Annotated in this window: 24 protein-coding genes; 7 read left to right on the plus strand and 17 right to left on the minus strand. The window is 70.6% G+C overall.

The window, feature by feature from the left end:
• Positions 1–75: 75 nt before the first annotated feature.
• Positions 76–1,458, minus strand: a complete 1,383-nt coding sequence (locus OH809_RS18535; RefSeq protein WP_406515343.1) for a transcriptional regulator — start codon at positions 1,456–1,458, stop codon at positions 76–78.
• Positions 1,459–1,493: 35 nt separating this feature from the next.
• Entirely contained in the window at positions 1,494–1,646 is a 153-nt protein-coding gene (locus OH809_RS18540) for a hypothetical protein (protein ID WP_406515344.1), read from the minus strand.
• A 131-nt stretch (positions 1,647–1,777) separates the two neighbouring features.
• Here OH809_RS18540 and OH809_RS18545 point away from each other — a divergent pair, with 131 nt between their 5' ends.
• The 3 genes from OH809_RS18545 to OH809_RS18555 are packed head-to-tail and all read left to right on the plus strand — an operon-like array spanning position 1,778 to position 4,978.
• Positions 1,778–2,464, plus strand: coding sequence for a bifunctional DNA primase/polymerase (locus tag OH809_RS18545; RefSeq protein WP_406515345.1), 687 nt, complete (start codon positions 1,778–1,780; stop codon positions 2,462–2,464).
• Positions 2,465–2,504: 40 nt separating this feature from the next.
• Positions 2,505–3,332: an ABC transporter ATP-binding protein gene (locus tag OH809_RS18550; protein WP_406515346.1), complete on the plus strand. Its 828-nt coding sequence runs from the start codon at positions 2,505–2,507 to the stop codon at positions 3,330–3,332.
• A complete protein-coding gene (locus tag OH809_RS18555; protein ID WP_406515347.1) occupies positions 3,329–4,978 on the plus strand; it encodes a transporter in 1,650 nt (549 codons plus the stop codon). Before OH809_RS18550 ends, OH809_RS18555 begins: the two co-directional genes overlap by 4 nt.
• Positions 4,979–5,002: 24 nt before the next feature.
• On the opposite strand, the gene OH809_RS18560 is transcribed toward OH809_RS18555, so the two are convergent.
• Positions 5,003–5,896 carry an alpha/beta fold hydrolase gene (locus OH809_RS18560; protein WP_406421360.1) on the minus strand — a complete coding sequence of 298 codons (894 nt, stop codon included), beginning with the start codon at positions 5,894–5,896 and terminating at the stop codon, positions 5,003–5,005.
• Between the two features lie 650 nt (positions 5,897–6,546).
• Positions 6,547–7,239, minus strand: a complete 693-nt coding sequence (locus OH809_RS18565) for a metal-dependent transcriptional regulator (protein WP_406421359.1) — start codon at positions 7,237–7,239, stop codon at positions 6,547–6,549.
• A 201-nt stretch (positions 7,240–7,440) separates the two neighbouring features.
• On the opposite strand from OH809_RS18565, the gene OH809_RS18570 reads away from it, so the two are divergent.
• Positions 7,441–8,196 carry an SIS domain-containing protein gene (locus tag OH809_RS18570; RefSeq protein WP_406515348.1) on the plus strand — a complete coding sequence of 252 codons (756 nt, stop codon included), beginning with the start codon at positions 7,441–7,443 and terminating at the stop codon, positions 8,194–8,196.
• A gap of 76 nt (positions 8,197–8,272) precedes the next feature.
• On the opposite strand, the gene OH809_RS18575 is transcribed toward OH809_RS18570, so the two are convergent.
• Positions 8,273–9,619 carry a PAS domain-containing protein gene (locus OH809_RS18575; RefSeq protein WP_406515349.1) on the minus strand — a complete coding sequence of 449 codons (1,347 nt, stop codon included), beginning with the start codon at positions 9,617–9,619 and terminating at the stop codon, positions 8,273–8,275.
• Positions 9,620–9,952: 333 nt separating this feature from the next.
• On the opposite strand from OH809_RS18575, the gene iscB reads away from it, so the two are divergent.
• Positions 9,953–11,578, plus strand: a complete 1,626-nt coding sequence (gene iscB / locus OH809_RS18580; protein ID WP_406421356.1) for an RNA-guided endonuclease IscB — start codon at positions 9,953–9,955, stop codon at positions 11,576–11,578.
• Between the two features lie 242 nt (positions 11,579–11,820).
• Here iscB and pdxH read toward each other — a convergent pair whose 3' ends face one another.
• Positions 11,821–12,447, minus strand: a complete 627-nt coding sequence (pdxH, locus tag OH809_RS18585) for a pyridoxamine 5'-phosphate oxidase (RefSeq protein WP_406425119.1) — start codon at positions 12,445–12,447, stop codon at positions 11,821–11,823.
• 224 nt (positions 12,448–12,671) lie between these two features.
• On the opposite strand from pdxH, the gene OH809_RS18590 reads away from it, so the two are divergent.
• Positions 12,672–13,781, plus strand: coding sequence for a citrate synthase 2 (locus OH809_RS18590; RefSeq protein ID WP_406421355.1), 1,110 nt, complete (start codon positions 12,672–12,674; stop codon positions 13,779–13,781).
• Positions 13,782–14,711: 930 nt separating this feature from the next.
• Here the strand turns inward: OH809_RS18590 and OH809_RS18595 are convergent.
• From OH809_RS18595 to OH809_RS18615, 5 genes are all read right to left on the minus strand, one after another.
• Complete coding sequence (locus OH809_RS18595) at positions 14,712–15,461, minus strand: nicotinamide riboside transporter PnuC (RefSeq protein ID WP_406421354.1); 750 nt, start codon at positions 15,459–15,461, stop codon at positions 14,712–14,714.
• 115 nt (positions 15,462–15,576) lie between these two features.
• Positions 15,577–16,035 (minus strand): riboflavin kinase, encoded by a 459-nt coding sequence (locus tag OH809_RS18600; protein WP_406421353.1) that lies wholly within the window; start codon positions 16,033–16,035, stop codon positions 15,577–15,579.
• A complete protein-coding gene (locus tag OH809_RS18605) occupies positions 16,028–16,552 on the minus strand; it encodes a flavin reductase family protein (RefSeq protein WP_406421352.1) in 525 nt (174 codons plus the stop codon). The genes OH809_RS18600 and OH809_RS18605 overlap by 8 nt, the downstream gene beginning before the upstream one ends.
• Before the next feature lie 34 nt (positions 16,553–16,586).
• The gene (locus tag OH809_RS18610; RefSeq protein WP_406515350.1) at positions 16,587–17,933 is read right to left on the minus strand and encodes an NtaA/DmoA family FMN-dependent monooxygenase; all 1,347 of its coding nucleotides are present in this window, start codon (positions 17,931–17,933) and stop codon (positions 16,587–16,589) included.
• A gap of 40 nt (positions 17,934–17,973) precedes the next feature.
• Positions 17,974–18,894: a ribokinase gene (locus OH809_RS18615; protein ID WP_406515351.1), complete on the minus strand. Its 921-nt coding sequence runs from the start codon at positions 18,892–18,894 to the stop codon at positions 17,974–17,976.
• 127 nt (positions 18,895–19,021) lie between these two features.
• Here OH809_RS18615 and OH809_RS18620 point away from each other — a divergent pair, with 127 nt between their 5' ends.
• Positions 19,022–20,014: a LacI family DNA-binding transcriptional regulator gene (locus OH809_RS18620; protein ID WP_406515352.1), complete on the plus strand. Its 993-nt coding sequence runs from the start codon at positions 19,022–19,024 to the stop codon at positions 20,012–20,014.
• Positions 20,015–20,338: 324 nt separating this feature from the next.
• Here the strand turns inward: OH809_RS18620 and OH809_RS18625 are convergent, their stop codons facing one another.
• From OH809_RS18625 to OH809_RS18650, 6 genes are read right to left on the minus strand one after another with little or no spacing between them, the layout of a single operon-like run.
• Positions 20,339–20,923 carry a hypothetical protein gene (locus tag OH809_RS18625; protein ID WP_406515353.1) on the minus strand — a complete coding sequence of 195 codons (585 nt, stop codon included), beginning with the start codon at positions 20,921–20,923 and terminating at the stop codon, positions 20,339–20,341.
• 14 nt (positions 20,924–20,937) lie between these two features.
• Entirely contained in the window at positions 20,938–21,531 is a 594-nt protein-coding gene (locus OH809_RS18630) for a TetR/AcrR family transcriptional regulator (RefSeq protein ID WP_406515354.1), read from the minus strand.
• Positions 21,519–22,253, minus strand: coding sequence for an enoyl-CoA hydratase family protein (locus OH809_RS18635; protein ID WP_406515355.1), 735 nt, complete (start codon positions 22,251–22,253; stop codon positions 21,519–21,521). The genes OH809_RS18630 and OH809_RS18635 overlap by 13 nt, the downstream gene beginning before the upstream one ends.
• Entirely contained in the window at positions 22,250–22,399 is a 150-nt protein-coding gene (locus OH809_RS18640; protein WP_406515356.1) for a hypothetical protein, read from the minus strand. Before OH809_RS18640 ends, OH809_RS18635 begins: the two co-directional genes overlap by 4 nt.
• Positions 22,400–22,445: 46 nt before the next feature.
• Positions 22,446–23,642 carry an acyl-CoA dehydrogenase family protein gene (locus tag OH809_RS18645; protein WP_406421344.1) on the minus strand — a complete coding sequence of 399 codons (1,197 nt, stop codon included), beginning with the start codon at positions 23,640–23,642 and terminating at the stop codon, positions 22,446–22,448.
• Positions 23,639–25,597, minus strand: coding sequence for an acetyl/propionyl/methylcrotonyl-CoA carboxylase subunit alpha (locus tag OH809_RS18650; RefSeq protein ID WP_406515357.1), 1,959 nt, complete (start codon positions 25,595–25,597; stop codon positions 23,639–23,641). The genes OH809_RS18645 and OH809_RS18650 overlap by 4 nt, the downstream gene beginning before the upstream one ends.

A 25,597-nucleotide genomic window follows, 5' to 3' on the forward strand; every position in this document is an offset into this window, starting at 1 on the left:
CACAGGGGCAGTAACACGCCGGGCCCTGACGACGCAGTTAACGGACGCCCCGAAAAATCCCCGATCAGACGCCGGTCAGGCCGCCTGGAGCTCCAGCCGCGCCCCGAACTCCCGGACCGCCGGCTCATCGCCGTACGGGACCAGCCGCTGCTGCAGATCGTCCAGGTACTCCGCGCCCCGGCTCGACCGCACCGTCCCCAGCAGGTCCATCGCCCGCGTCCCCGTATGACACGCCTGCTCCACCTCGCGCAGCTGCACCTGCGCCGTGGCGAGCAGCACCAGACCGATGCCCCGGCGCCGGGCCCGGGACCCCGGGAGGGCGGCCAGGGACTCCGTCGCCCGGCGCGCGGCCGCCTCCGCCTGGCCGAGATCGCGGTGACAGTGCGCCAGCTCGTCGGCGAGATAGGCGGAGTCGAAGTGGACGATCCATGACGGGTCGTCACCGGTGTCCGGCTCGGCGTGCTCCAGCGCCGTCAGGGCCCGGCCCGCCACCGCCTGGCAGGTCCGGGCATCGCCGAGCAACGCGTGCCCGCGCGCCTCCGCCGCGTAGAACATCGCCTCCGCGCGCGGGGTGACCCGCCCGCGCGCCCCCTCCTGCGCGGCCCGTGCCAGCTGCGCAATCTCCCGCGGGTTGCCGAGCTGTGCGGCGAGATGGCTCATCGAAGCGGCCAGCACATAGCCGCCGTACGCCCGGTCGCCCGCCGCCTGCGCCAGTCGCAGAGCCTGGATGTAGTACCGCTGGGCGAGCCCCGGTTGGCCCGTGTCGACCGCCATGTACCCGGCGAGCTCGGTGAGCCGCGCGACCGCCGCGAACAGCTGCCGCCCGACCGTCTCGCGGTACGCCCCCGAGAGCAGCCCGGAGACCACGCTGTTGAGGTAGTGCACCAGGACCGGCCGCACATGTCCGCTGCCGAACCGGTGGTCGAGGTCGACCAGCGCCGCCGTCATCGCCCGCACCGCCTCCACGTCCGACATCCCGACCCGCGCCCCCGCCACGCGCGCCACCTGCGGGTCGGCGCCGGTGATCAGCCAGTCCCTGCTGGGCTCGACCAGCGCCGAGGACGCGACCGCCGAACCGGACAGGACGTCGCGGCGTCCGACATCGCTGCGCCACAGCTCGCAGACCTGCTCGATCGCGCCGATCACGGTCGGCGCGAACTGCAGGCCGACGCCGGACGCCAGATTCTTGCCGTTGGCCATCCCGATCTCGTCGATCGTGACCGTACGGCCGAGCTTGCGGCCGAGCGCCTCGGCGATGATTCCCGGTGCCCTGCCGCGCGGTTGCTGTCCGCGCAGCCAGCGGGCCACGGAGGTCTTGTCGTAACGGAGGTCGAGGCCGCGCTCCGCGCCGACCATGTTGACTCGGCGGGCAAGGCCCGCGTTGGAAGATCCGGCTTCCTGGATGAGCGCCTGGAGCCGTTCGTTCGGCTGGCGTGCGACGAGAGGCCTGGCTGCCATGTTTCCCCCTGAGGCCGCAGTGATCGGTGAATGGATCAGTGCCCGGCATATGCCCAAGAAATGCGCACATACATCGTGTTGGTGTTTTCCTTGGCGTTCACGGTGTTCACGGCATTCATGGCGCTAATCGTGTTGTTGTTCAGGTTCGGTGCGTATTCGGCATGGGGGAACTGTTCCGGATTCCCCACATGTGGCTACCCGTCCCTCGACGCACCGCCTCATGCGCGCCCCCGTCCATGCATCCATGCGCCCCATGTGCGGGGTCGATGCACCATGACCGCGTTCGCCACCCCCGTAACCCCAGGTGGTTGCGGAAGTTGTGATGTTCGTGGAAGAGCCCATCGGAGTCACGGAAACCGCACAGGTCCCCCAACAACGAGGTGAGCAACTGCTCGACGCCGCCGTGCGCTATGCGGAGGAGCGGCACTGGGACGTGTTCCCCGGCACCTGGCTCCAGGTGGTGGAAGGGGTGGAACGGTGCTCCTGCGGAGAAGCCCGCTGCGCCGCCCCCGGCGCCCACCCCACCCGGCCCGACTGGGCGAGCCGGTCGACCGGCAGCGGCGCCGCGGCCCGCCGGATGTGGTCCCAGCAGCCCGGGGCTTCGGTGCTGCTGCCCACCGGGCGTACCTTCGACGCGATCGACGTACCGGAGTCCGCCGGCTTCCTGGCGCTGGCCCGGATGGAGCGGATGAACCTGCCGCTCGGCCCCGTCACCTGCACCCCCGACCGCCGGATGCTCTTCTTCGTACTGCCCGGCGCGGCGGCCAAGGTGGACGATCTCGTACGGAGGCTGGGCTGGAGCGCCACCGCGACCGGTCTGCTCGGCCGCGGTGAGGGCCACTACGTCGCGGCCCCGCCGACCAGGATCGGCGGGCGCGGTGCGGTGCAGTGGGCGCGCCGGCCCACCCCCGCCAACCGCTGGCTGCCCGACGCCGAAGAGGTCATCAGCCCCCTCGCCTACGCCTGCGGACGGGAAGCAGCCGACGCGCGCGCACGCCTTTCGTAGTCTGGGCCCCTCACTCGGGGACACCGAAGGCAGGAGCACCATGTCGGACCGGAACACGGTGGGATCGCACGGGGCGGTGGAGGCGGGCGGGGCGCGAACGGCGCCGCCCGCCGTCCGCGTACAGGGCCTGTGGAAGCGGTTCGGGAAACAGGTCGCGGTCGCCGGGATCGATCTGGAGCTGCCCGCAGGCAAGTTCATCGGTCTGGTCGGACCCAACGGCGCGGGCAAGACGACCACGCTGTCGATGGTGACCGGGCTGCTCCGTCCCGACCACGGCACGGTCGAGGTCGGCGGGCACGACGTCTGGCGGGACCCGGTCGAGGTGAAAGCCAGGATCGGCGTCCTGCCGGAGGGGCTGCGGCTCTTCGAGCGCCTCGCGGGGCGCGAACTCCTCGCGTACACCGGACGGTTGCGCGGGCTGCCGGGCGCCGAGGTCGACAAGCGGGCCATCCAGCTGCTGGACGTGCTCGACCTGGCGGGCTCCCGGAACAAGCTGGTCGTCGACTACTCGACCGGTATGCGGAAGAAGATCGGGCTCGCCGCGGCGCTGCTGCACAACCCCGACGTACTGTTTCTGGACGAGCCGTTCGAGGGCGTCGACCCCGTCTCGGCGCAGATCATCCGCGGGGTCCTGGAGCGGTACACCCGCTCGGGGGCGACCGTCGTCTTCTCCAGCCATGTGATGGAGCTCGTCGAGTCGCTGTGCGACTGGGTGGCCGTCATGGCGGGCGGCACGATCCGGGCGCACGGCACCCTCGCCGAGGTGCGCGGCAAGGCGCCGTCGCTGCAGGACGCGTTCCTCGAACTCGTCGGCGCGGGCGGCCGGGACACCGGCGACTCCCTCGACTGGCTGGGCGGCCCCCGATGAGCGTGCTCGACACACCCGTCACCTCCGCCGCCCGCCCCGCCGCCGTCGGCGGCGAACGGCTCGTCCGCGCCTTCGTACGGCTCAAGCTGACGCTGCTGCGCAACGGGCTGCGGCAGTCCTCCGGCAGACGGGTCGTGTACATCTCGTCCGTCGTCCTCACCCTGCTGTTCGCGGCGGGCCAGATCGTCGCCCTGGCCGCACTGCGCGGCCATGCCCACGCGGGTTCCCTGACGGTCCTGCTGACCGGGGTGCTGGCGCTCGGCTGGGCGATGATGCCGCTCTTCTTCCCCGGCGGCGACGAAACCCTCGACCCGAGCCGGCTCGTGATGCTGCCGCTACGCCCGCGCCCGCTGGTCGGGGCGCTGCTGGTGACATCGCTCGTCGGCATCGGACCGCTGTTCACGCTCTGTCTGGCGGCCGGTTCGGCGTTCGCGGTGGCGCACGGGGCGGCGGCCGTGGTGTGCGCGGTGGTCGCCGTGCCGCTGACACTGGTGGTGTGCGTCGCCCTGGCGCGGGCCGTCGCCACGGCCAACACCCGGCTGCTGAGCTCCCGCAAGGGCCGCGATCTGGCGGTTCTCAGCGGACTCGTGGTCGCGGTCGGCATCCAGGTCGTCAACTTCGGTGCGCAGCGGCTCGGCCGGTCCGGTGGGCTGGCCACGCTCGACCCGGCGGCGGACGTGGTGCGCTGGCTGCCGCCCGCCTCGGCGATCGGCGCGGTGGACTCGGCGGCGCAGGGGGCGTACGGGCGGGCCGTGGCGCAACTGCTGATCTCCTTCACGGCGCTGGGTGCGCTGGTGTGGCTCTGGCAGCGGAGTCTGGTGAAGCTGATGACCGCCCCGGACGGTTCCACGGCGGCCGCCGCCGGAGCGGCCCGGGAGAAGTCCGGCAGGGGCGGCTCCCGGCTCTGGGCGCTGCTGCCCGAGGGGCGCACGGGGACGGTGATACGGCGCAGTCTGCGGTACGTGGCACGGGACCCGAAGACCAAGGCCGCCTGGGTGACGGCGCTCGCCATCGGGCTGATCGTTCCGCTGCTCAACGCGGTGCAGGGCACCGGCTCGGTCTACTTCGCCTGCTTCGCCGCCGGAATGCTCGGCATCCAGATGTACAACCAGTTCGGGCAGGACACCTCCGCGTTCTGGATGGTGGCGCTGACGATCTCCTCCACCCGGGACGCCTACCTCGAACTGCGGGGGCGGGCGGCGGCGTTGCTGGTGATCACTCTCCCGTACACGGTGCTGGTGACCGTGGTGACGGCGGCGGTGCTCGGCGACTGGGAGAAGCTGCCGAGCGCCATAGGGCTGTCGCTCGCCCTGCTGGGTGCGATGCTGGCGACGGGGGCGCTGGCATCGGCCAACTTCCCGTACTCGATCCCTCAGGACAGCGGGTTCAAGAACGTGGCACCGGGGCAGGCCGGGCTCGCCTGGATCTCGATCTTCGGTGGCATGGTCTCGGCGGCGGTGCTGTGCGCGCCGGTGATCGTGGCGACGATCTGGCTGCACCTCGTCGACGCGGAGGACTGGTTGTGGGTGCTGCTGCCGGTCGGCAGCGGGTACGGGGCGCTGGTCGCCTGGGCGGGGCTGCGGCTGGCCGCACCACGCACGGCGAACCGGCTGCCCGAGATCCTGGCGGCGGTCAGCAAGGGGTGACGCGAGCCGGGCGGGGCTGCTCCGTCACGGGGAGACGGGCTCGCGGTCGTTCCGGGGGTCCTCGGCCAACTCCTCCAGGAACGGTTCGACCGCGGCGCGCCAGCCCTCCGGCTGGTCGTAGTGGACGAGATGGCCGGCGTCCGCCACCTCCGCGTACTCTCCGCGCGGCAGTACGCGGACCATCTCCTGGGCCTCCGCCCGTCCCAGTTCGCCGTCCGGACCACGGAGCACCAGCGCCGGGCACCGGACCTGCGCCAGCTCCTCCCAGTGCGCGTCGTACACCCATGTCGCGCGGGACCGGAGCATCTGGCGGCGGGAGAAGACGGGGCGCCAGCCGTCGGCACGCTCGGCCATCACCTCGGCGAAGAACTCTCCGCGGGCCGGGTTCGGCCGCTCCACCCAGGGGTCGTCCTCGCCGAACCACTTCCGCACGTCGGAAAGCGTCGCGAACGGTACCGGCCAGGACTTGAACCAGTCCTCCCACTCCCGCTGCGAGGCCGCGCCGAGCGCGGAGGCCCGCATGTCGCAGATGACCAGGGCGCGGACCAGATCGGGGCGCTTCGCGGCGAGCTGCCAGGCGGTGAGGGCGCCCATCGCATGGCCGACGACGGTGACGGGGGCCAGGCCGAGCTGCTCGATCGCCGCCTCGGCATCGGCGACGTACGCCTCACGGGTGTACGGGCCTTCGGCGGGTTTCTCGCTGCGGCCGTGCCCCCGCTGGTCGAGCCCGACCGCCCGGTGCCGCTCGGCGAGCCAGCGGGTGGTGGAGGCCCAATGAGAGGCCCGGCCCATCAGTCCATGAAGCAGTAAGACCCCGGGGGCGCGTTCGCCCTCCGTGCGCTCCTTGGGCGGATCTGCGAACTCCCAGGCCGCGAGGCGTACGCCGTCGGATCCGGTTACATCGATGCGTCGCACCATGTGTCCTGGCACCCCCTTCTGGTCCTCGACAACCGCTCGATCGCCGTGTGGTCGCGTCACGCCAGACTATCGAACCTGTATTCGAAAATCGGTGTCCGGCGCGCAACACCCCTCGTTCGAGTGACCCCTGCCAAGGATTGACGTCGGCCGCTGAGGGGAGATCTTCTCCGAGAGGCGGACCACTCGGGGATGAGGGTCCGTGGGGACCGACCTTGAGAGCTCGGGGCTCCAGGTCGGAACAGGGGAGGAGAGGCCCCGGCGCCGCGCGGCGCCGGGGCCCTCCCACGTCCGGGGGGCGTGCGGGGCGGCGGGCGCCGGGGCATGCGGGGCCGGGGCCGCGACGTGCGGGGTCGCGGTCTTGTGGGCAGCCCTGCCCCTCTGGGCAGCCCGGACGGGTGGGGCGGTCCGGGTGCTCGTGGTCGTGGCAGCCGCCCTCTGCTGCACATGCCAGTACGACGGGCGCATCCGCTGCTCCCTCCCCGACCGCACGGCCAGGCGGCCGACACTCTCAGGTATGGCTCAGCCACAGCCTGGCACGCGATGCGCCCGGCCGCTGCCATTCGGGACGGAAAAACGGAAACCGGGCGTTACGGCCTCCCGCGTACGGGGCGGCGTGCGGTCCACGTACGGCCCTCCCGGGCCGCCTCCGGTCAGCGCTTGGCCACGAACACGTGCGAGGCGACCTCGGAGTCCAGCTCCGCCGCCTCACCGCTGCTGCCGACCAGCACCCCGCCCGGCGACTGCGTCACGCTGACCACGGAACCGGGCTGCACGCCCGCCCGCCGCAACGTATACATCAGCTGGGCGTCCGTCTGGATCGGCTCGCCGATCCGGCGCACCACGACGGTCTTGCCGTCGGCTCCGGGGTCGAGCTCCGACAGGCTCACCATGCTGTCGTTCAGGAACGGGTCGGCCTCGGCCTTCTCGCCCAGCTCCTCCAGGCCCGGGATCGGATTCCCGTACGGGGACTCCGTCGGGTGCCGCAGCAGCTCCAGCACCCGCCGCTCCACCGCCTCGCTCATCACGTGCTCCCAGCGGCAGGCCTCGGCGTGCACCTGCTCCCACTCCAGGCCGATCACGTCGACGAGCAGGCACTCGGCGAGGCGGTGCTTGCGCATCACCCGGGTCGCCAGCCGGCGGCCCTCCTCCGTCAGCTCCAGATGCCGGTCCCCCGCGACCTGCACCAGACCGTCGCGCTCCATCCGCGCCACCGTCTGGCTGACCGTCGGACCGCTCTGGTCGAGCCGTTCCGCGATCCGGGCGCGCATGGGAACGACGCCTTCCTCTTCGAGTTCGAGGATGGTGCGGAGATACATCTCCGTTGTGTCGATCAGTCCGGACATTCGTGCCCCTCGATGCTGTGACATGAAAAACGTCGTGCGCTTGCCCTTAGGCAATTCTGACGCATACCGCTGACAACCGTGCCGTGCCGACCGAACCCGGACCGTCCGTGTGCGTCCCGGACGGTATTGACAGGTCACTGGTCCGGACCGCAACGTGATCCGCGGCACGGACACCCCACCCCTGCGGAAAGGGCCTCCTCGATGGGCGACAGCAAGCTGGCCGGTCAGTTCTTCGATGCAGCGATCAACCTGCTGGAGCGTGTACGCGACGAGGAGGCCGGCACGATCGCGGCAGCCGGGGCCGCGATCGCCGACACCGTCGAAGCGGGTGGCCGGCTCTTCGCGTTCGGCGCCGGCCACTCGTCCCTCGCCGCCCAGGACGTCGTCTACCGGGCCGGTGGACTGGCCCTGATGAACCCGCTCGCCGTGCCCGGCACACTCGGCGTCGACGTCATGCCGGCGACGCTCGGCTCGGCGCTGGAACGGGTCGAGGGGCTGGCCGGCGCCGTGCTCGACTCCAGCCCGGCGAGCGCCGGCGACCTGCTGGTGATCATCTCGCTCTCCGGGCGCAACGCGTTGCCCGTCGAAATGGCGGTCAACGCGCGGGCACTCGGCCTGAAGGTCATCGGTGTCACGTCGGTCGCCTACGCGGACGGGACCCGGTCGCGGCACGTCTCGGGCGGGTTCCTGCGGGACCACTGCGACATCGTCGTCGACAGCAAGATCGCGATCGGTGACGCGGAGCTGACGACGGAGGGCGTCGAGGCGCCGTTCGCGCCCGCGTCGACGGTGGTCACCAGTGCGGTGATGCAGGCCATGATGGCGACGGCCGCGGAGCGATTGGTCGAGCGGGGGATCGAGCCGCCGCTGCTGCGGTCGGGGAACGTCGATGGCGGGCACGAGTGGAACGGGCGCGTGATGGCGGAGTACGCGGACCGGATCTTCTACCGGCACTGAGGCAGGGGCTGCGGTTTCACCGGGTGGTCCGTTCCGTCCTCGAACGGTGGACGGTCCGGATCGGCGGCCCAGCGGGCTACGGGGTTGCGGGCAGTGCCCGGGACAGGTCCACCGCTGTCGCCACCCGGGCCGCCACGCTCTCCGCGTACGTCGCGTCCTGGCGTTCGAAAGGGCTGCGGTTCGCCGCCCGGAGGAACGTCACCACGCCCAGCGTCCGGCCCCGGCTCCGCAGCACCGCGCACAGGGCATGGACCGAGTCGCCCGGCCACTGACGGTCCGCCGCCCAGGCCCCGGCCCCCGGAGCCGCACCGGCGCTCGCGCGGACCGAACCCGTGCGGTCCACCGCCTGGAGCGCCGGGTGACCCGGGGCGTAGCGGAGCGGAATGCCGCCTCCCGCCACGGGCCGGCACGGGCCGGGGGCGTCGGTCGGTGTCGCCGCCGCCCGGACCAGCCGCACCCCCGCCACCAAGTCGATCAGCGCATGGTCGGCGAAGCCCGCGAGTGCGTAGTCCAGGTAGGACGTCGCCGCCTCCATCGGGTCCTCGCACTCGGCCGCCGACCGGCACGCCCGGTGCAGCTGGTTCGACCGGAACCGCACCCGGTCCGCCTCCTGCGCCGCCAGCCGCTCCGCCGTCACGTCCTGGAACAGCCAGCCGACCCCCAGCGGAACCGGCTCCTCCGCGAGCGGCGACGCCAGCTGCAGGAACCCGCTGTGCCAGCAGCGCCGCCGACCCCCCTCCGCCGTGCGCAGCGTCACCCACAGGTCGGCGGGCGCGGGCGGCGGCCCCTCGGCCAGGACGTGCTGCAGCGCGCCCTCCAGGTCCTCGACACCCTGCACGAGCAGCTCTCCGAGCGGGCGTCCCAGCATCGTCGTACGGCCGCCGCCGAGCGCCCGCGCCGCATAGGCGTTGACGACCGTCGGCCGCAGGTCCACATCGACGAGGACCACGCCCCAGGAGGCGTCCTCGAACAGCGCCTCGCTGAGGGCGATCGACCGCTCCAGGTCGATCTGGGCGTGCACCTCGCTGAATGCGCAGTAGACCCCGGCCGGCTTCCCGTCCGCGCCCCGCACCCCGGCCGACTGGGTCCGTACGAGCACCCGGCCGCCGTCCTTGCGCAGCAGTGCGAACTCGTGGACCTGGCGGCTCGGCGCGTCCATGGCCGCCATCAGCCGCCCGTGCACCTCACCCGCGTCCGCATGGCGCACCGCCCACCCCGCGAACCCGGGCCGCCCCACCGCTTCCTCGGCGCTCCAGCCGAGAATCCGCTCGGCCTCACGGTTCCAGTGGGTGATCGCACCGCCCGCGTCGAACGCGCAGAGCGCCGCGTCCATGCCGTCGAGCAGCGCCGTGAGCAGCTCCGACCCGGGGATGGGATCGGGCCCGAGGGCGTCGGTGATCCCACTGCTCCTGGAAGCGCTCATCCCGGACCCCCTGCCGGACGTGTCCGCCATTGCCCCACGTCAGATCATTGAACTCGAACGTGACTCAGCACACATCGACTTCCGGGAAATCGGTCGAGCCCGTCGTGCGAGTTCACCGACTATCACGACGAACAATCGGGCATTCGATGTTCGGCAAAAAACACGCCTACGGGTGGTAACGGTCATCTCCTCACCCCGCCCGCCCTTTAACAGAGCTAGCGTCCCGCACTGACACGTTGAAAGGAGATCACTCGCTCCCGCTCCCTCCTCGCGAGGCGAGCCGAGTGAACAGCCCCAGTCATCACGATCAGCGATCAAAGGCCGGTGCCCTTGATGACTACGTTCCCCGCAGGCGAGCAGACCCACCGAGCTGTGCTTCCTCAGCAGCCCGCACTGGAATCCGCGAGAGCAGACACCCCTGGGAGCAGGGACGAAACGGCTCACGGACAACCCGCCATCGCGCGGGGCACCGGCAGGGAACATGGGCGAGGGGAGACCGACGGGCGCAGCACCCGGCCCCGTCGGCGTCACGCCACAAAGGCAGAGACCAGGGACGGTGACGTCCCCTCACGCAGCAACACGTACAGAGGCGGAACAGGCGCAGGCAGAGTCTTCGTCCTCGCGAAGGGCGGACAGCCACTCATGCCCTGCCATCCCGCACGCGCACGCGAATTACTCACCAAGGGGCGCGCTGTCGTCGTACGACATGCCCCCTTCACCATCCGTCTCAAAGACCGCACACGCGCCGGATCCGACGTCACCGGAGTGCAGCTACGGATCGACCCCGGGTCCAAGGGCACCGGTATCGCCCTCACCGATACGAAGAAAGAAACCGGCCCAGGCAACACACCCGTGACCGTTCGGCGCGGACTCTTCTCACTCGAGCTACGCCATCGGGGCGAGCAGATCCACCGGGCCATGGGGCAGCGAGCCGGGTACCGGCACCGACGACGATCGGCGAACTGCCGCTACCGCGCGCGCCGGTCGGACAACCGTACCCGCCGAAAGGACTGGCTACCCCCGTCGGTGCAGCATCGGGTCGACACCACGGTGGCGACCGTCCGCCGCCTCTCCCGGTGGGCTCCGGTCACCGAGATCCACATCGAGCAGGTCGCCTTCGACACCCACGCCATGAGCGCGGGCCACAGCCTCACTGCTGCCGAATACCGCAGCGGCACTCTCGCGGGCACCGAAATCCGCGAATACCTGCTCGCCACACGGGGACGCGCCTGCGCCTACTGCGATGCCACCGGCGTGCCTCTGAACATCGACCACATCCGGCCCCGCAGCCGTGGCGGCTCCGACCGCATCTCGAATCTCACCCTTGCCTGCGCCCCCTGCAACCAGGCCAAAGCCTCCACCCTCGTGGAAGAATTCCTGGCCCACCGCCCGGCCTGCCTCGCGGTGATCCGATCGCAGATCAAGGCTCCCCTCCGCGACGCCGCAGTCATGAACGCGACCCGACAGCTGCTCACTGATGCCCTCGGCACACTCTCCAAGCCGGTGCATGCCTCGTCGGGTGGCCGGACAAAGTGGAACCGTACGGCCATGGGCCTGCCCAAGACCCACACGCTCGACGCCCTCTCCGTCGGGCGACTGGACCACCAGAGCGGAGACGCGATCGTCCGCGTGCCCCAGCCGGTCCAGATCGTGAAGGCGACCGGGCGAGGCACCTACGCCCGCACCACACCCGACCGGTACGGATTCCCCCGGCTCATTCGCCCGCGTCGAAAGCAGCACTACGGTTTCGCCACCGGAGACCTCGTCCGCGCCGCCGTGCGCAACGGCAGGTGGGCAGGCACGTGGACCGGGCGTATCTCCGTCCGATCGTCCGGACAGCACAGCCTGACCACGCCCGCCGGCCGCTTCAACGTGTCCCACGTGAACCTGCGGCTGCTCCAGCGGGCCGACGGATACGCGTACAGCGCCGCACAGGAGCCGCTGATGAAAAAGGGTTGAGACACCCGCCGAAGGTTCCTAGGCTGGGGGCCACACGCGAAAGGAGGTGATCCGAAAAGTGCAGTCTTATCGGATTCGTGAGGTGGCTGCGGGCTGACAGCCCGTCGTCGCACATCGTGCACCTCGGCAGGCTGTCTGCCGAAACCCAAGCAGTCACCGACCCGCGGGCTCGCCGGTAGATCCGGCCGGCTCCTCCGCAAGGAGGGACCGGAGCCCGCGGGTTTCTGCGTGTCCGGGGCCGGTCAGGGGCAGAGGCGTTCCACTCGCCAGCCCTCGCCCTCGCGTACGTACCGCAGCCGGTCGTGGAGACGGTTCTCGTGGCCCTGCCAGAACTCGATCGTCTCCGGTACGACACGGAAGCCGCCCCACTCGGGGGGTGCGGGGATGTGTTCGCCCTCCGGGTAGCGGGCCGCCAGTTCCTCGTACCGGACGATGAGTTCCTGGCGTGAGCCGATGACCGTCGACTGCTCGCTCGCCCAGGCGCCCAGCTGGGAGCCGTGCGGGCGGGTGCGGAAGTAGGCGACCGTCTCCTCACGGGCGACACGGGCCGCAGTGCCGGTGATGATGACCTGGCGGGCCAGCGGGTGCCAGGGGAAGAGCAGGGAGACGTACGGGTTGGCGTCCAGCTCGCGGCCCTTGCGGGAGGCGTAGTTGGTGAAGAAGACGAAACCGCGGGCGTCGTACTTCTTCAGCAGCACCGTCCGGGAGGAGGGGCGGCCGTCGGGGGTGGCCGTGGAGACCACCATGGCGTTCGGCTCGTAGACCATTCCACCTGCGGCGATCTGCCGGAACCAGTGGGCGAACTGCTGCATCGGGTCGGCGTCGAGCGTGTCCTCGGTGAAGCCCTCGGAGCGGTACTGCTCGCGCATCGCGGCCGGATCGGTGGTGGAATCGGAAGGGGAATCTGCGGTGGGCACGGGGTCATCCTGCCGCAGGGGCCGAGTCTGCCCGGTAAGGAGGGGTGTCAATCGCGCACGGATGAAGTGGGTGGCTGTGCCGGATGTCACGCTTCCCCGCATCGTGGGAACCCGCCAATATCTTGGGGCAGGCCACTGTGGCCTCCATACAGCCCGCCGATCGAGGGAGCCGCATGATGTCCGACTTCGTACCCGGACTCGAAGGAGTCATCGCGTTCGAGACGGAGATCGCCGAACCCGACAAGGAAGGTGGCTCGCTCCGCTACCGCGGGGTCGACATCGAGGATCTCGTCGGTCATGTGTCGTTCGGGAACGTGTGGGGTCTGCTGGTCGACGGGGCGTTCAACCCCGGGCTGCCGCCCGCCGAGCCGTTCCCGATCCCGGTCCACTCGGGTGACATCCGTGTCGATGTGCAGTCCGCGCTGGCCATGCTGGCGCCGGTCTGGGGGCTGAAGCCGCTCCTCGACATCGACGAGGAGACCGCCCGCAACGATCTGGCGCGGGCCGCCGTGATGGCGCTGTCGTACGTCGCTCAGTCGGCGCGCGGGCAGGGGCTGCCGATGGTCCCGCAGAGCGAGATCGACAAGGCGCAGTCCGTCGTCGAGCGGTTCATGATCCGCTGGCGCGGCGAGCCGGACCCGAAGCACGTCAAGGCCGTCGACGCGTACTGGACGTCGGCCGCCGAGCACGGCATGAACGCGTCCACGTTCACCGCCCGGGTCATCGCGTCGACCGGCGCCGATGTGGCGGCCGCGCTGTCCGGTGCGGTGGGCGCGATGTCGGGTCCGCTGCACGGCGGCGCCCCGTCCCGGGTCCTCGGCATGATCGAGGAGATCGAGCGGACCGGTGACGCCACCGCGTACGTGAGGAAGGCCCTGGACAAGGGTGAGCGGCTGATGGGCTTCGGACACCGGGTCTACCGGGCCGAGGACCCGCGGGCGCGCGTGCTGCGGCGTACGGCGAAGGAGCTGGGCGCGCCGCGGTTCGAGGTGGCGGAGGCGCTGGAGAAGGCCGCGCTGGAGGAGCTGCACGCGCGGCGCCCGGACCGGGTGCTGGCGACGAACGTGGAGTTCTGGGCGGCGATCATGCTGGACTTCGCCGAGGTCCCGGCGCACATGTTCACGTCGATGTTCACGTGCGCGCGTACGGCGGGATGGTCGGCGCACATCCTGGAGCAGAAGCGGACGGGGCGGCTGGTGCGGCCGTCGGCGAGGTATGTCGGTCCCGGGCCGCGCGACCCGCGGGAGATCGACGGGTACGAGCAGATCGCGGATCTGGGGAACTGACGGTCCCGGTACCGGGCAAGCGCGGCAGGATCCGGACGAGAGGCACTAGGTCCTGTCCGGTCGATCTTCGTGTGCCCGACACGCGACCACGATTCTTCGGGCTCTCCTCGTGCTGACGAACGCCGAGGCCCACCGCTGACGGACGATCACTTCCTACCGATCACACCCCCCACCGCGACCCACGCCGGCCCCGGGACCTACAACTTCAGGTTGAAACAGGCTCCTTGGGAAAAGCAGCCCGCGCCACCCGCACCGTGTCCGCCGGAATCCCCTCCGGCTGCATCGACATCGATGCCCTCCCCATACGGCAACGTCGGCCTCCAAGACCACAACCGGGTCTTGGAGGCCGACGCCACGCGAGGCCGGGATAAACCAACAGCATCGCGACCTCGGCGGGTCCCTCCGTCCGGTCAGCGGCTTCGTCCGGTGTGTCGAGGCCGCGGCACCGTCCAACCCGGATATCGCGGCGGGTGTTTCGGAATCGGCGCGTCCACTCGTCTTGACGTTCAGGCTCGCGCGTCCCCCGACCTGTCGGGCCCTCCTGTTTCCGGGGCGCGCGACACGGCCGTCCTTCACGCTTCGGGATGCCGGGTAACGGAACGTGAAGGAGCGGCCGTTGAACCTGCCCCACGCGCCACGGCGACATCTCCACGCGCAAGCCCGGCCAAGCCCTACTGGCCAGTGCCCCGGCGGGTGACGTTCGCCCGTCAAGGAGCGGTGTTCGATGCCTGCCCTGGGGGTATCCCCTGCTCGAAGAGCTTGGGGAAGCGCGCCGGGCGTCGCGACGGGGCAGACGTTGCCCGCCGGGGCACTGGGCCGGCGGGCCGCGCGACGCCGCCGCCCCAGGACGGTGAGTAAGGTTCCGAGCGCTCCGCCCGGTGTTGTCGGCCGATTCGTGTCCGCGACCGTGACCATCCGTCAGTCAGCAGTTCAAGACCCAGTTGCTGTTTCTGTGCCCGGCCGGGTGACGTACGACCCCGCGGCCGGTGACGTGTCGTTCTCGTTCCGACTCTCCAGGACGACAGCCGGCTCGAGCGGCGAGGCGATCTCCTGGTCCTTGCTGTGAGACGCCCAGTCGCGGATCCCGATGACGACCATGACGAAGAAGATCGCGTAGACAATCCCGGAGAAGTACAGCTGGGAATGAATAGCGAGGGGCACCCCGACGAGGTCGACGGCCAGCCAGACGAACCAGAACTCCACGTACCGCCGGGCCTGGGTGTACATCGCCAGGATCGAGCCGACGAAGATCCAGGCGTCCGCGAGGACCATCCACCAGGGAGCACCCGGGTAGAATGACGCGTCGGTCGTCTTGAGTAGGGCACCGAACGCGAACGTCCCGGCGGCCATGACAGCGATCAGCACGGCGCGCTCCCGCCATGATGCCCAGCGGACGTTGATCGCGCCTTCCTTCTCCCTGCTGCGCCGCCACGTTGCCCAACCCCACGACGCCGATGCTATGATCACGATTTGGCGGGCGGCGTTACCTCCTAGATGGACGTTCAGGCTCGCGATCAGCAGCAGAACCGACCCGAGGATCTGCACCGGCCAGGCCACGAGCGATCGCCGCAACGCTAGCCAAACGGTCGCGAGCGCCAGGATGTTGCCCAGAAAGTCGGACCAATAGACGGGGACGCCGAAGAAGCTGAACCGTTCATTCAGCCACTGGAATGCGCTCATTACCAACACCTTTGTTCGTTCGGAGCAAGGCTGGGCGTGGGCTATGGGCCCGGACCGGGCCAGTCATGACGCATGGAGTTCGACAGTGCGCGCCGAGTCCGTGCGGAGTGATACCTCAGGCGGAGACGGTTCTCCCGTACGCGGCGAGCGCGTCGGTGAGGACGCGCCGCCCGCAGTCCGAGGCGAGTAGCGCCTCGGACCGAAGGACGTCCTGCCGGGCGGCGCGCACCAGGTCGTCGGGCGACGCGAACTTCACCGTGTCTCGAATCCGTGCCACGAACCACAGTCCGACGCGCTCTCCATAGAACTCGTCCGACGTGTCGTGGCAGTACACCTCGACGTGTACATCCGCCGTGTCGCAGAAGGTCGGGTTCGACCCGATACTGATCGTTCCACGGTGGACGGCGCCGGTCGAGTGGCGTACGACCCAGCCGCTGTAGATCGCAGACGGTGGCACCCGCGAGTCGGGATCGGCCGCGACGTTCGCGGTGGGGAACCCGAGCCCACGGCCCCGACCGGCACCGTGCACCACCGCACCCGTGAGGTGCGCGTGGACGGTCAGGGTGTCACGCATGGGGGATGAGCTCGCGGAACTGGCTGGTGTGGAAAACGAGTGGCTCCACGCGGGAGAACAGCTCAGCCGTCATCAACTCCATGAGCACGATCTCGTGATCGCCGCCGTCGTAGGTCGCGCTCACCCGAGCCGTCAGCCAGAGCGCGGCGTCCTCGATCACGACGGCACCCTCGGGCGTCGCCTTCCACGCGACGCCGTCGAAGCGGTTGATCTCCCGGGACGCCAGACGCCGGCACAGCGCACCCTGACCGCGGCTGAGCACACTCAGGCCCAGAACGGGTGCCCCCGCGAGGCGCGGCCAGGTGGTCGAGGTGCGGGCCACGCTGACCGCGACCATGGGCGGTTGGAGCGAGATCGAGACGAACGAGCTGGCCGCGAACCCGACCGGTTCGTTCCCGCGCAGTGCGCTTATCGCGACGACACCGGTCGGGAAGGCCCCGAACGCCTGTCGCAGCGTCGCCGCGTCCAGCTCCGCCGGTGCGGACGCCCCGGGCGGTTTGTGGACAGACGTAGCCATGGTCTTCGACATCCTCTCGTCGCGAGTTCTGTTTTCAGTGCCTGTACTGTGCCGCGGGGTGGCTGGCCGGCAGCGCGCGGTCGGATGCTCCGGTGAGTCGTTCGCGCAGGCTCTCGCCCTCCGTGTACTCCCCGCGGAAGACTCCGCGTGCCCGTAGGACCGGCAGGACCGACTCGACGAAGTCCGTCGTCGAGGTCGGCTGGATCGTCGGAGACAGCAGGAATCCGTCGAGGTCGGCGCCTTCCGCGAGCGCGCAGATCTCGTCGGCGATCTCCTCGGCCGTGCCGACGACGGGCCGCGCTCCGACGCCGTGGGTGTGCCAGTCGGCGAGGACGTCGCCGACCGTCTTGCCGGCGAAGCGGGCCACCTGGGTCTGCGACAGCTCGGTGGAGAGATCCGCCATGGGCGTCTCGGGCGCGTAGGACGAAAGGTCGAGCCCGGTGAACATGGAATAGCTGGCGACGGTCACCTCGGGCCGCTGAGCGTCGAGGATCCGCTGATAGCGCCGCTCCGCATCGGACGTCGTCGCACCGACGACACACGAGAACGCCGACATCACCTTCACGTCGTCGGCTCGACGACCCGCCTTGACCGCCTCCTCACGGATGGAGGCGGTGTGCCCGGCGAGCTGCTCGACCGAGCCGCTCCCCACGAACATGCATTCGCCGTGCCGGCCGCCGACCCGGCGACCGGCGGGTGATGCCCCTGCCTGGAACAGCACGGGCGTGCCCTGCGGAGAACGCGCGGTATTGCCGTACCCCTCCGAGCGGAAGAACGGGCCCTTGTGGGTGACGAGGTGCACCTTGGCCGGGTCGGCGAACCTTCCGTCCTTGTCCTTCTCCAGCGCGTCCGGCTCCCAGGCCCCCTCCCAGTACTTGTAGACGAGGTCGAGGAAGTCCTCGGCCATCCGATAGCGGTCGTCGTGCGCCACCATCTCCATGCCGAACGCCTTGACCGCGGTGTCGGCCGTGCCGGTCGTCACGATGTTCCAGCCGATCCGGCCACCGGAGAGCTGGTCGAGCGTGGCGATGCGGCGCGCGAACGCGTACGGCGGTTCCACGAGGACGGAACCTGTCATGACGAGACCCAGGTTGGTCGTCGTGGACAGAAGCGCGGACGCCACGACTATCGGGTCGAGCCGCGGGAGGTCGAGGGTCTCCTCCGTGGCGATGGGCGGGCGCGTGCCGTCGATCTCGGACCAGCCCCAGGCGTCGGCGAGGAACAGGAAGTCCAGCTTGGCGTCCTCGCAGATCGCGGCGAGATCGCGCCAGTACTCGAGAGTGTCGAAAAGATGCCGTCGGCTGTCGGGGTGACGCCAAGTGGCCGTGCCACTCGCATTGGTCTGCGCGTTGTCGAACACGCCGAGCTTGAGGTTCCTCATGGGTGGTTCTCCGTAGTGCTGGTGGGTGACCCGCGGGGTGTCAGGAAGCTGAGGTGACTGCGGGTACGTCGAGTTGGGCCGCATAGGGCATGGAGGTCTGTGCGCCGAGGCCGGTGACGGCGTGCGACGCCGCGTGCACGGCGCGTTCGACTGCGGCTGGAAGGTCGGTGCCGCGTCCGAGGGCGTCCGCGAGGGCACCGCAGAAGGTGTCGCCGGCACCCACGGTGTCGACGGCGTCCACGAACGGCGCGGGGATGTGTGTGGTGTTTGCGCTGTGCGCCTCCTTCAGGATGGCGCCGTCCGCCCCGAGTGTGACCACGACGGCCCGGCACGGGAGCGCGGCGCGCTCCAGCAGGCCTCGCGCGTCATCGACGGTGGCGGGCCGGTCGGTGCCGAGAAGTGAGGCGAGTTCGCCGAGGTTGGGGACGAGGACGTCGACGGCGGCCAGTACCCGCGTGCCGATCGGGCGAGCGGGGGCGGGGTTGAAGACGACGACCCCTCCCTGTTCGCGGGCCCGCAGGACCGCTAGGTCGACCACGTCGGGTGCGATCTCGTTCTGGATGACGACGACCTCTCCCGTCGACCGGACGAGCCGGGACGGCAGGTCCTGGACACCGAGGTCGGCGTTGGCCCCCGGATTCACGACGATGGTGTTCTCGCCGGCGTTGTCGACGACCACCGCGGCGATTCCGGTCGTGGCCCGCTCGTCCGACCGCACGGCATCGACGTCCACGCCTTCGGACGCGAGCGCGTCGAGGATGGTGGCCGCGTCCGCGCCGACCCTGGCGACGAGACGCACCCGCGATCCGAGGCGGGCGGCCGCGACGGCCTGGTTGGCACCCTTGCCACCAACCCCCTCCACGAAGTGCCGTGCGAGCACGGTCTCGCCGGGGTGCGGCAGGTCCTTGACGGTCAGGACGAAGTCGCGGTTCACCGAACCGACGACGGTGATGGACGACATTGACACCCCCTGGGAGATCGATTTCCGACATGCTGTACCAGCGCTTACGCGCCGTCAAGTAGCCTCGTCGTACAGGATCGCCCCGCCGCCATGGCGCATCCGCCCACCGACCGAGAAGGACACCTACGTGACAGCGCCCCGACTCCTCGACGTGGCCGAGGCCGCGGGCGTCTCCCGCGCGACGGCATCACGTGTTCTCGCCAGCACGCCGCGCAACGTCGATCCCGAGCTCGCGCGCCGCGTCGAAGAGGCCGCGCACCGGCTCGGCTACCAGCCCAACCACTCCGCCCGGGCGCTGCGCACCGGCACCACCGGTACCATCGGCGTCGTCGTCCCCACGCTCGCCAACCCCTATTTCGTCCAACTCGCCGATGCCATCGCACAGCACGTGCGTGCCGCCGGCGGCACGCTCGTGCTCTCCGACGCGGCGAACGACACCGCGATCGAGGCCGAGCAGATCGACACCCTGCTCGGTGGCCGGGTGGACGGCCTGCTCGTCGTCCCCGTATCAGCCAACGCGTCCGGACCCGCCATCCACAATGCCGCCAGGCGTCGCCCCGTCGTCCTCTTCGACCGATGGGCCAAAGGATCCGGCACCGTCGCCGTCACGCTCGACAACGCGTCCGCGGTCCAGCTTCTCGTCGATCACCTGGAGGGCATCGGGCGGCACCGGATCGCTCTCATCGCCGCCGATCAGGCCTCCTCCTCGGGTGCCGAACGGCTCGCAGCCTTCACCGAGGCGCAAGGTCCCGACGCCACCACCATCCTCCTGCCCAGCTTCACCACCGACGCCGGGCGGACGGCGGGGCGCCGCATCATCGAACAGCACGACCAGGTAGACGCGGTCGTCTGCGGAGCAGACGTCCTCGCCGTAGGGCTCGTGAGCACGCTGCACCGTTCATCGGTCGCCGTACCCGGGCAGATCGCCGTCACCGGGTTCGACGACACCGAGATACTCGAGCTCCTCGACCCGCCTATCACGTCCATCCGTCACCCGTTGTCCGCCATGGCCGAACGCGCGCTGACTCTGCTTCAGGCACCCGGCCGCGAACGAACCGAACGGGTCGAACGGTTCCCTCCTCAGCTCGTCGTTCGCGCCTCAACCGACGTGGAACCCTGACGAGTGGTCACGTCGCTGGTTCAGCGCCTGAGGCAGTTTCCCCGGCACATTCGTACGGTGCGTGAGTCTCACGGCGCGGGAGCACCACGCCTCCGGCCGGGCCGCACCCACGCGGCAGCCCAAGCGTCGGGAATCCCCCGGCAGCGGGCCTCTGCTCGGCAAAACACCACCGACCGGTACCGGCCCACCCCGAATGAGACCCGACCCGCGAACCAGCGGCACAAGGCCCACGTCGGAACAGCCGCCCACGAAGGGAACGCCCCACCCAGAGGCGACACCCCCGAACGGGAACTGGTCGGACGGCATCTCATTACGGGATGACTCTTAGAGCTTGCCGCGGAGAGTGACGGTGCGGTGTCCGCCGAGGCGGCGCCGCACCTCCTGTTCGAAGCCGTAGGTCAGCTCCGCCCAGTTCCAGAAGGTGAGGCCGAGCTGCCCGCACGCGTAGTAGTCGTCCTCCCAGCTCCAGCGGTCGATTCCGGAGGGCCGGCGGCAGAAGGGGCACTCCACGACGCCTTCGCCGCCGTTCGCCCAGGCACCGAGCCGGCCCGCGAGCGGGGCCCAGGCGCTGTCGACGGGGCACCAGGTGTCGTCGACGAGGCGGATCTCGGTGGCGCAGAGCGGGCAGGTGGCCGCTCCCGCGTCGCCCTGGCCGCTGTCGAAGACGGTGCGTCCGGTCCCAACGTAGAGGCCGTTGCTCCACAGCTCGACCGGTTCCGGGTCGTCGACGGCCTCGGCGTAGTTCGGACCAGGTGCGTTGCCGTAGCCGTCTCCGTCGAGGACGCAGTCGGTGCGCCCGGCGCTGACGATTCCTTCGGTGATCAGCCAGTCGAGGAGCCCGGCGCCGAGTTGTGTGGCGTCCTGCTCGGTGGCGTCGAGGTCGACAATCGTCTGGAAGTAGTCACCCACAGGTCCCCCCAAGGTCAGTCGAGTACGTCGTCCACCAGTGCCGCCCACTGTGCCACGACCCTCTGACGCCGGGCGGTGTCATCGGTCAGCACGTTGGCCAGCCCGAGGCCGCGGGCCATGTCGAGGAGCCCCTGGACGGTTTCGCGTGCGCCGGGCTTCGTCTCGTCGGCGGCGAGGAGTTCCACGGCGATGCGGTGGGTCTCACGGCCGACGCGGGCTTCGAGTTCGGTGACACGGGGGCGGAGTTGGGATTCGTTGGAAGCGGCGACCCAGAGCTGGAGGGCGGCGCGGAAGAGCGGGCCGGTGTAGAGATCGACGAGGGCGGCGACGACGGCCGTACGGCCCTGGACGGGCAGGGCGCGCAGGGCGGCGGAGCGTTGCTCGGCGACGTATTCGACGGCGGCGGTGAACAGGTCCTCGCGGGTGGGGAAGTGGTGTTGGGCGGCGCCGCGGGAGACCCCGGCGTGTTCGGCGACGACGGAGACCGTGGAGCCTGCCCAGCCGTGTTCGGCGAGGCAAGCGACCGCGGCTTCGAGCAGCCGTTGGCGGGTGGCGCGGCTGCGGTCCTGCTTGGGGGTCCGGTCGGTGGGGGGCGTCACAACACCCATGCGGGGTCCCGTCGTTCGAGGAAGGCTGTCATCCCCTCCCGTGCCTCGGCGGAGGCGAAGAGTGCTGCCGAGCGGGCGATGAGGTCTTCGGCGTACTGGTCGAAACTCTCCCGCACAGTAGCTGTGACCAGCTCCTTCGATGCTGCCAGCCCCTGCGGTGAGGCCCGGCGCAGTCCGTCCAGTACGGGTACGAGTGCTTTGTCGACGTCCTCGGCGGCGATGGTGACGAGGGAGATGCGGGCCGCTTCGGTCGCGTCGAACCGTTCTCCGGTGAGGTAGTAGCGGGCGGCGGCCCTGGGGTCGGTGCGGGGCAGCAGTGGCATCGAGATCACGGCGGGGGCGAGGCCGAGCCGGGACTCGGTGAGGGCGAAGGTGGAGGCGGGTCCGGCGGCCGAGATGTCGCAGGCCGCGAGGAGGCCGAGTCCGCCGGCCCGGACATGTCCGTCGACGCGGGCCACGACCGGTTTGGGCAGGGTCACGATCTGCCGCATCAGGGCGACGAACGCCTCGGGCTCCGGCGGTGCGTTGAGGTCGGCGCCGGCGCAGAACGTGGTGCCGGTGTGGGTGAGGACGACGGCGCGTACGGTCTCGTCCCCGCCGTAGGCTGCGAGCGCTTCGTGGAGTTCGGCGACGAGCTGTGCGGAGAGCGCGTTGCGGTTCGTCGGTGAGTCCAGCCGTACGGTGGCGATCCCGCGCTCGTGGCCGGTGCGGACCAGTTTCATGCCTCTTCCGCCCTCTCGCTGACCTTTTCGTCGGCCTTCTCCCGGTCGCGCAGTTCGCGCCGGAGGATCTTTCCGAGGACCGCATCATGGATGGGCAGGCCGAGCGGCTGGACATCTGTGTACTCGCTGCGGAACACGTTCACCATGGCGGGTCCCTTCGATACGGCGGGTGGCGGGACAGGGTCCCTCCTGTCAGTAGGACTTGGGGAGCCCCAGGGACTGGTGGGAAACGTAGTTCAGGATCATTTCCCGGCTGACGGGTGCGATCCGGGCGACGCGGGCGGCGGTGATCAGGGACGCGAGCCCGTACTCGCGGGTGAGGCCGTTGCCGCCGAGGGTGTGCACGGCCTGGTCGACGGCCTTCACGCAGGCTTCGGCGGCGGCGTACTTCGCCATGTTCGCGGCTTCGCCCGCGCCGATGTCGTCGCCCTCGTCGTACAGCCTGGCGGCCTTCTGCATCATCAGGCGGGCCAGTTCGAGTTCGATGTGCGCCTGGGCGAGGGGGTGTGCGATGGCCTGGTGGGAGCCGATGGGCTCCTTCCACACCTGACGGGTCCGCGCGTACTCGACGGCGCGGCCGAGCGCGTACCGCCCCATGCCGAGAGCGAACGCGGCGGTCATGATGCGTTCGGGGTTCAGTCCGGCGAAGAGCTGGAGCAGACCCGCGTCCTCTCCCCCACTCTCGGCTTCGCTCGAGCGGGAGGTACCCCCTCCGACGAGGGCGTCGGCGGGCAGCCGCACGTCGTCGAGGACGAGCTCGAACTGCTTCTCCGGCGCCTGGAGTTCCATGTCGATCTGCGAGCGCCGGAAGCCGGGGGCGTCGCGCGGGACGATGAAGAGACAGGGCTTGAGCTTCCCCGTCCTGGCGTCCTCGGTGCGGCCGACGATGAGGGTGGCGTCGGCGATGTCGACGCCGGAGACGAAGACCTTCCGCCCGGTGAGCAGCCAGTCCTCGCCGTCGCGGCGGGCGGTGGTGGTGATGCGGTGGGAGTTGGATCCGGCGTCGGGTTCGGTGATGCCGAAGGCCATGGTGAGGGAGCCGTCCGCGAGGCCCGGGAGCCATTGCTGCTTCTGGGTGCCGGTGCCGAAGCGGGCGATGACGGTGCCGCAGATCGCCGGGGAGACGACCATCATCAGCAGCGGACTGCCCGCCGCCCCCAATTCCTCCAGTACGATGGAGAGTTCGGCCATGCCGCTGCCACCACCGCCGTACTCCTCCGGGAGGTTCACCCCGAGGTAGCCGAGCTTGGCCGCTTCGGTCCACAGTTCGCGGGGGTGGGCTCCGTCGCGCACGACGGACGTCATGTAGTCGCGCCCGTACCGCTTTCCGAGTGCGGCGACGGCGGCGCGCAGGGCTTGCTGCTCTTCGGTTTCGAGGACGGTACTCATGGGGTCGGTTCCTCCTGTACGACGGCGAGCAGAGCGCCGACCTCCACCTGGAGGCCGGGTGCGGCGTGCAGTGCGGTGAGGGTGCCGGAGGCGGGGGCGTGAATGCGGTGTTCCATCTTCATCGCCTCCAGCCAGATCAGTGGCTGCCCCGCCTCGACCGCCGCGCCCGCCACGAGTCCGTCCGCGAGCCGGACGACGGTGCCGGGCATGGGGGCGAGCAGGGAGCCCGGTTCGGTGCGGTCGGTGGGGTCGGTGAAGCGGGGCAGGGCGGTGAAGGTGTACGAGCCGGTGGCGCCGTCCACGTACACCCGGTCGTGGTGGGCGGCGAGGCGGAAGCGGTGGGTGACGCCGTCGTCCGTCTCGACGGTGACGTGGTCGGGAGTGGCGGTGAGGATCCTGGCGCCTGGGGCGTCGATCGCGCCGCTGCGGGTGGTGCGGTAGGCGATCTCGTGCTCGGCGCCGTCGGGTTCGCTGCGGTAGCGCCTGGTCTGGGGCCGGGAGGGGAGGTTGCGCCAGCCGCCGAAGCGGGCTGTGCCGGCGGTACCCGGATGCCGGGCGGCGTGTGCGGCGGCTGCGGCGAGGGCCGTGGCTGCGGCGAGGGCCGCGAGGTGCTGGTCCGCGTCGTCGCCCGGAGTGCGGGTGAGGGCGTCCAGGTGGCGTTCGTAGAAGCCGGTGTCGAGGCGGGCGCCGGTGAAGTCGGGGTGGCGCAAGGACCGTACGAGCAGGTCGCGGTTGGTGACCGGTCCGTGGATGCGGGTGCGTTCCAGGGCGCGGGCGAGGAGCCGTACGGCCTGGGTGCGAGTGGGGGCGTGGGCGATGACCTTGGCGAGCATCGGGTCGTAGTGCACGCCGATGGTGTCGCCGCCGGTGTACCCGGTGTCCAGGCGCAGTCCGGGTTCGTCCGGTACGTCGAGGGTGTGCAGCGGCCCGGTCCGGGGCTGCCAGTCGCGGGCGGGGTCCTCGGCGTAGAGCCGGGCCTCGACGGCGTGCCCGTGCGGGGTGGGGGGCGTGGGGGACGGGAGGGGTTCGCCTTCGGCGACGGAGAGCTGCAGGGCGACGAGGTCGAGGCCGAAGACGGCTTCGGTGACGGGGTGTTCGACCTGGAGGCGGGTGTTCATCTCCAGGAAGCAGGGGCGCCCGTCGGCGGTGACGAGGAACTCGACGGTGCCCGCGCCGCGGTAGCCGACGGCTCGGGCGGCGGCGGTCGCCGCGTCGTGCAGCCGGGTGCGCAGCGCCTCGTCGACGCCGGGTGCGGGTGCTTCCTCGATGACCTTCTGGTGGCGGCGCTGGAGCGAGCAGTCGCGGGTGCCGAGCGCCCATACGGTGCCGTGCTCGTCGGCCATGATCTGGACCTCGACGTGCCGGCCGCGTTCGACGTACGGCTCGGCGAAGACTTCCCCGTCCCCGAAGGCGTTCGCCGCCTCGGCCGTGGCAGCCGCCATCTCGCCCGGCAGGGCGCTCAGTTCCCGTACGACCCGCATCCCGCGCCCGCCGCCACCGGCCGCGGCCTTCAGCAGCAGCGGCAGATCGTCCACGGTCGCCCTCGCCGGGTCGACGGGGGCGAGCAGCGGCACTTCGGCGGCGGCCATCAGCTCCTTGGCGCGCGTCTTGGACGCCATCATCTCGATGGCCTTGGCCGGTGGCCCGACCCAGAGGAGCCCGGCGTCCTGCACGGCCTGGGCGAACCCGGCGTTCTCGGAGAGGAACCCGTAGCCGGGGTGCACGGCGTCTGCGCCCGCGGCGAGCGCGGCACGTACGACGAGATCGCCGCGCAGATACGTGTCGGCGGGGGCGGCCCCCGGCAGCCGTACGGCGGTGTCGGCCTCCCTCACGTGCAGTGCGTCGGCGTCGGCGTCCGAGTACACGGCGACGGTGGCGATGCCCAGGGCGCGGCAGGTGCGGAAGATCCGGCAGGCGATCTCGCCCCGATTGGCGACGAGCAGGGTGCTGATCAT

It is taken from the genome of Streptomyces sp. NBC_00873 (assembly GCF_045207415.1).
Lineage (GTDB): Bacteria > Actinomycetota > Actinomycetes > Streptomycetales > Streptomycetaceae > Streptomyces.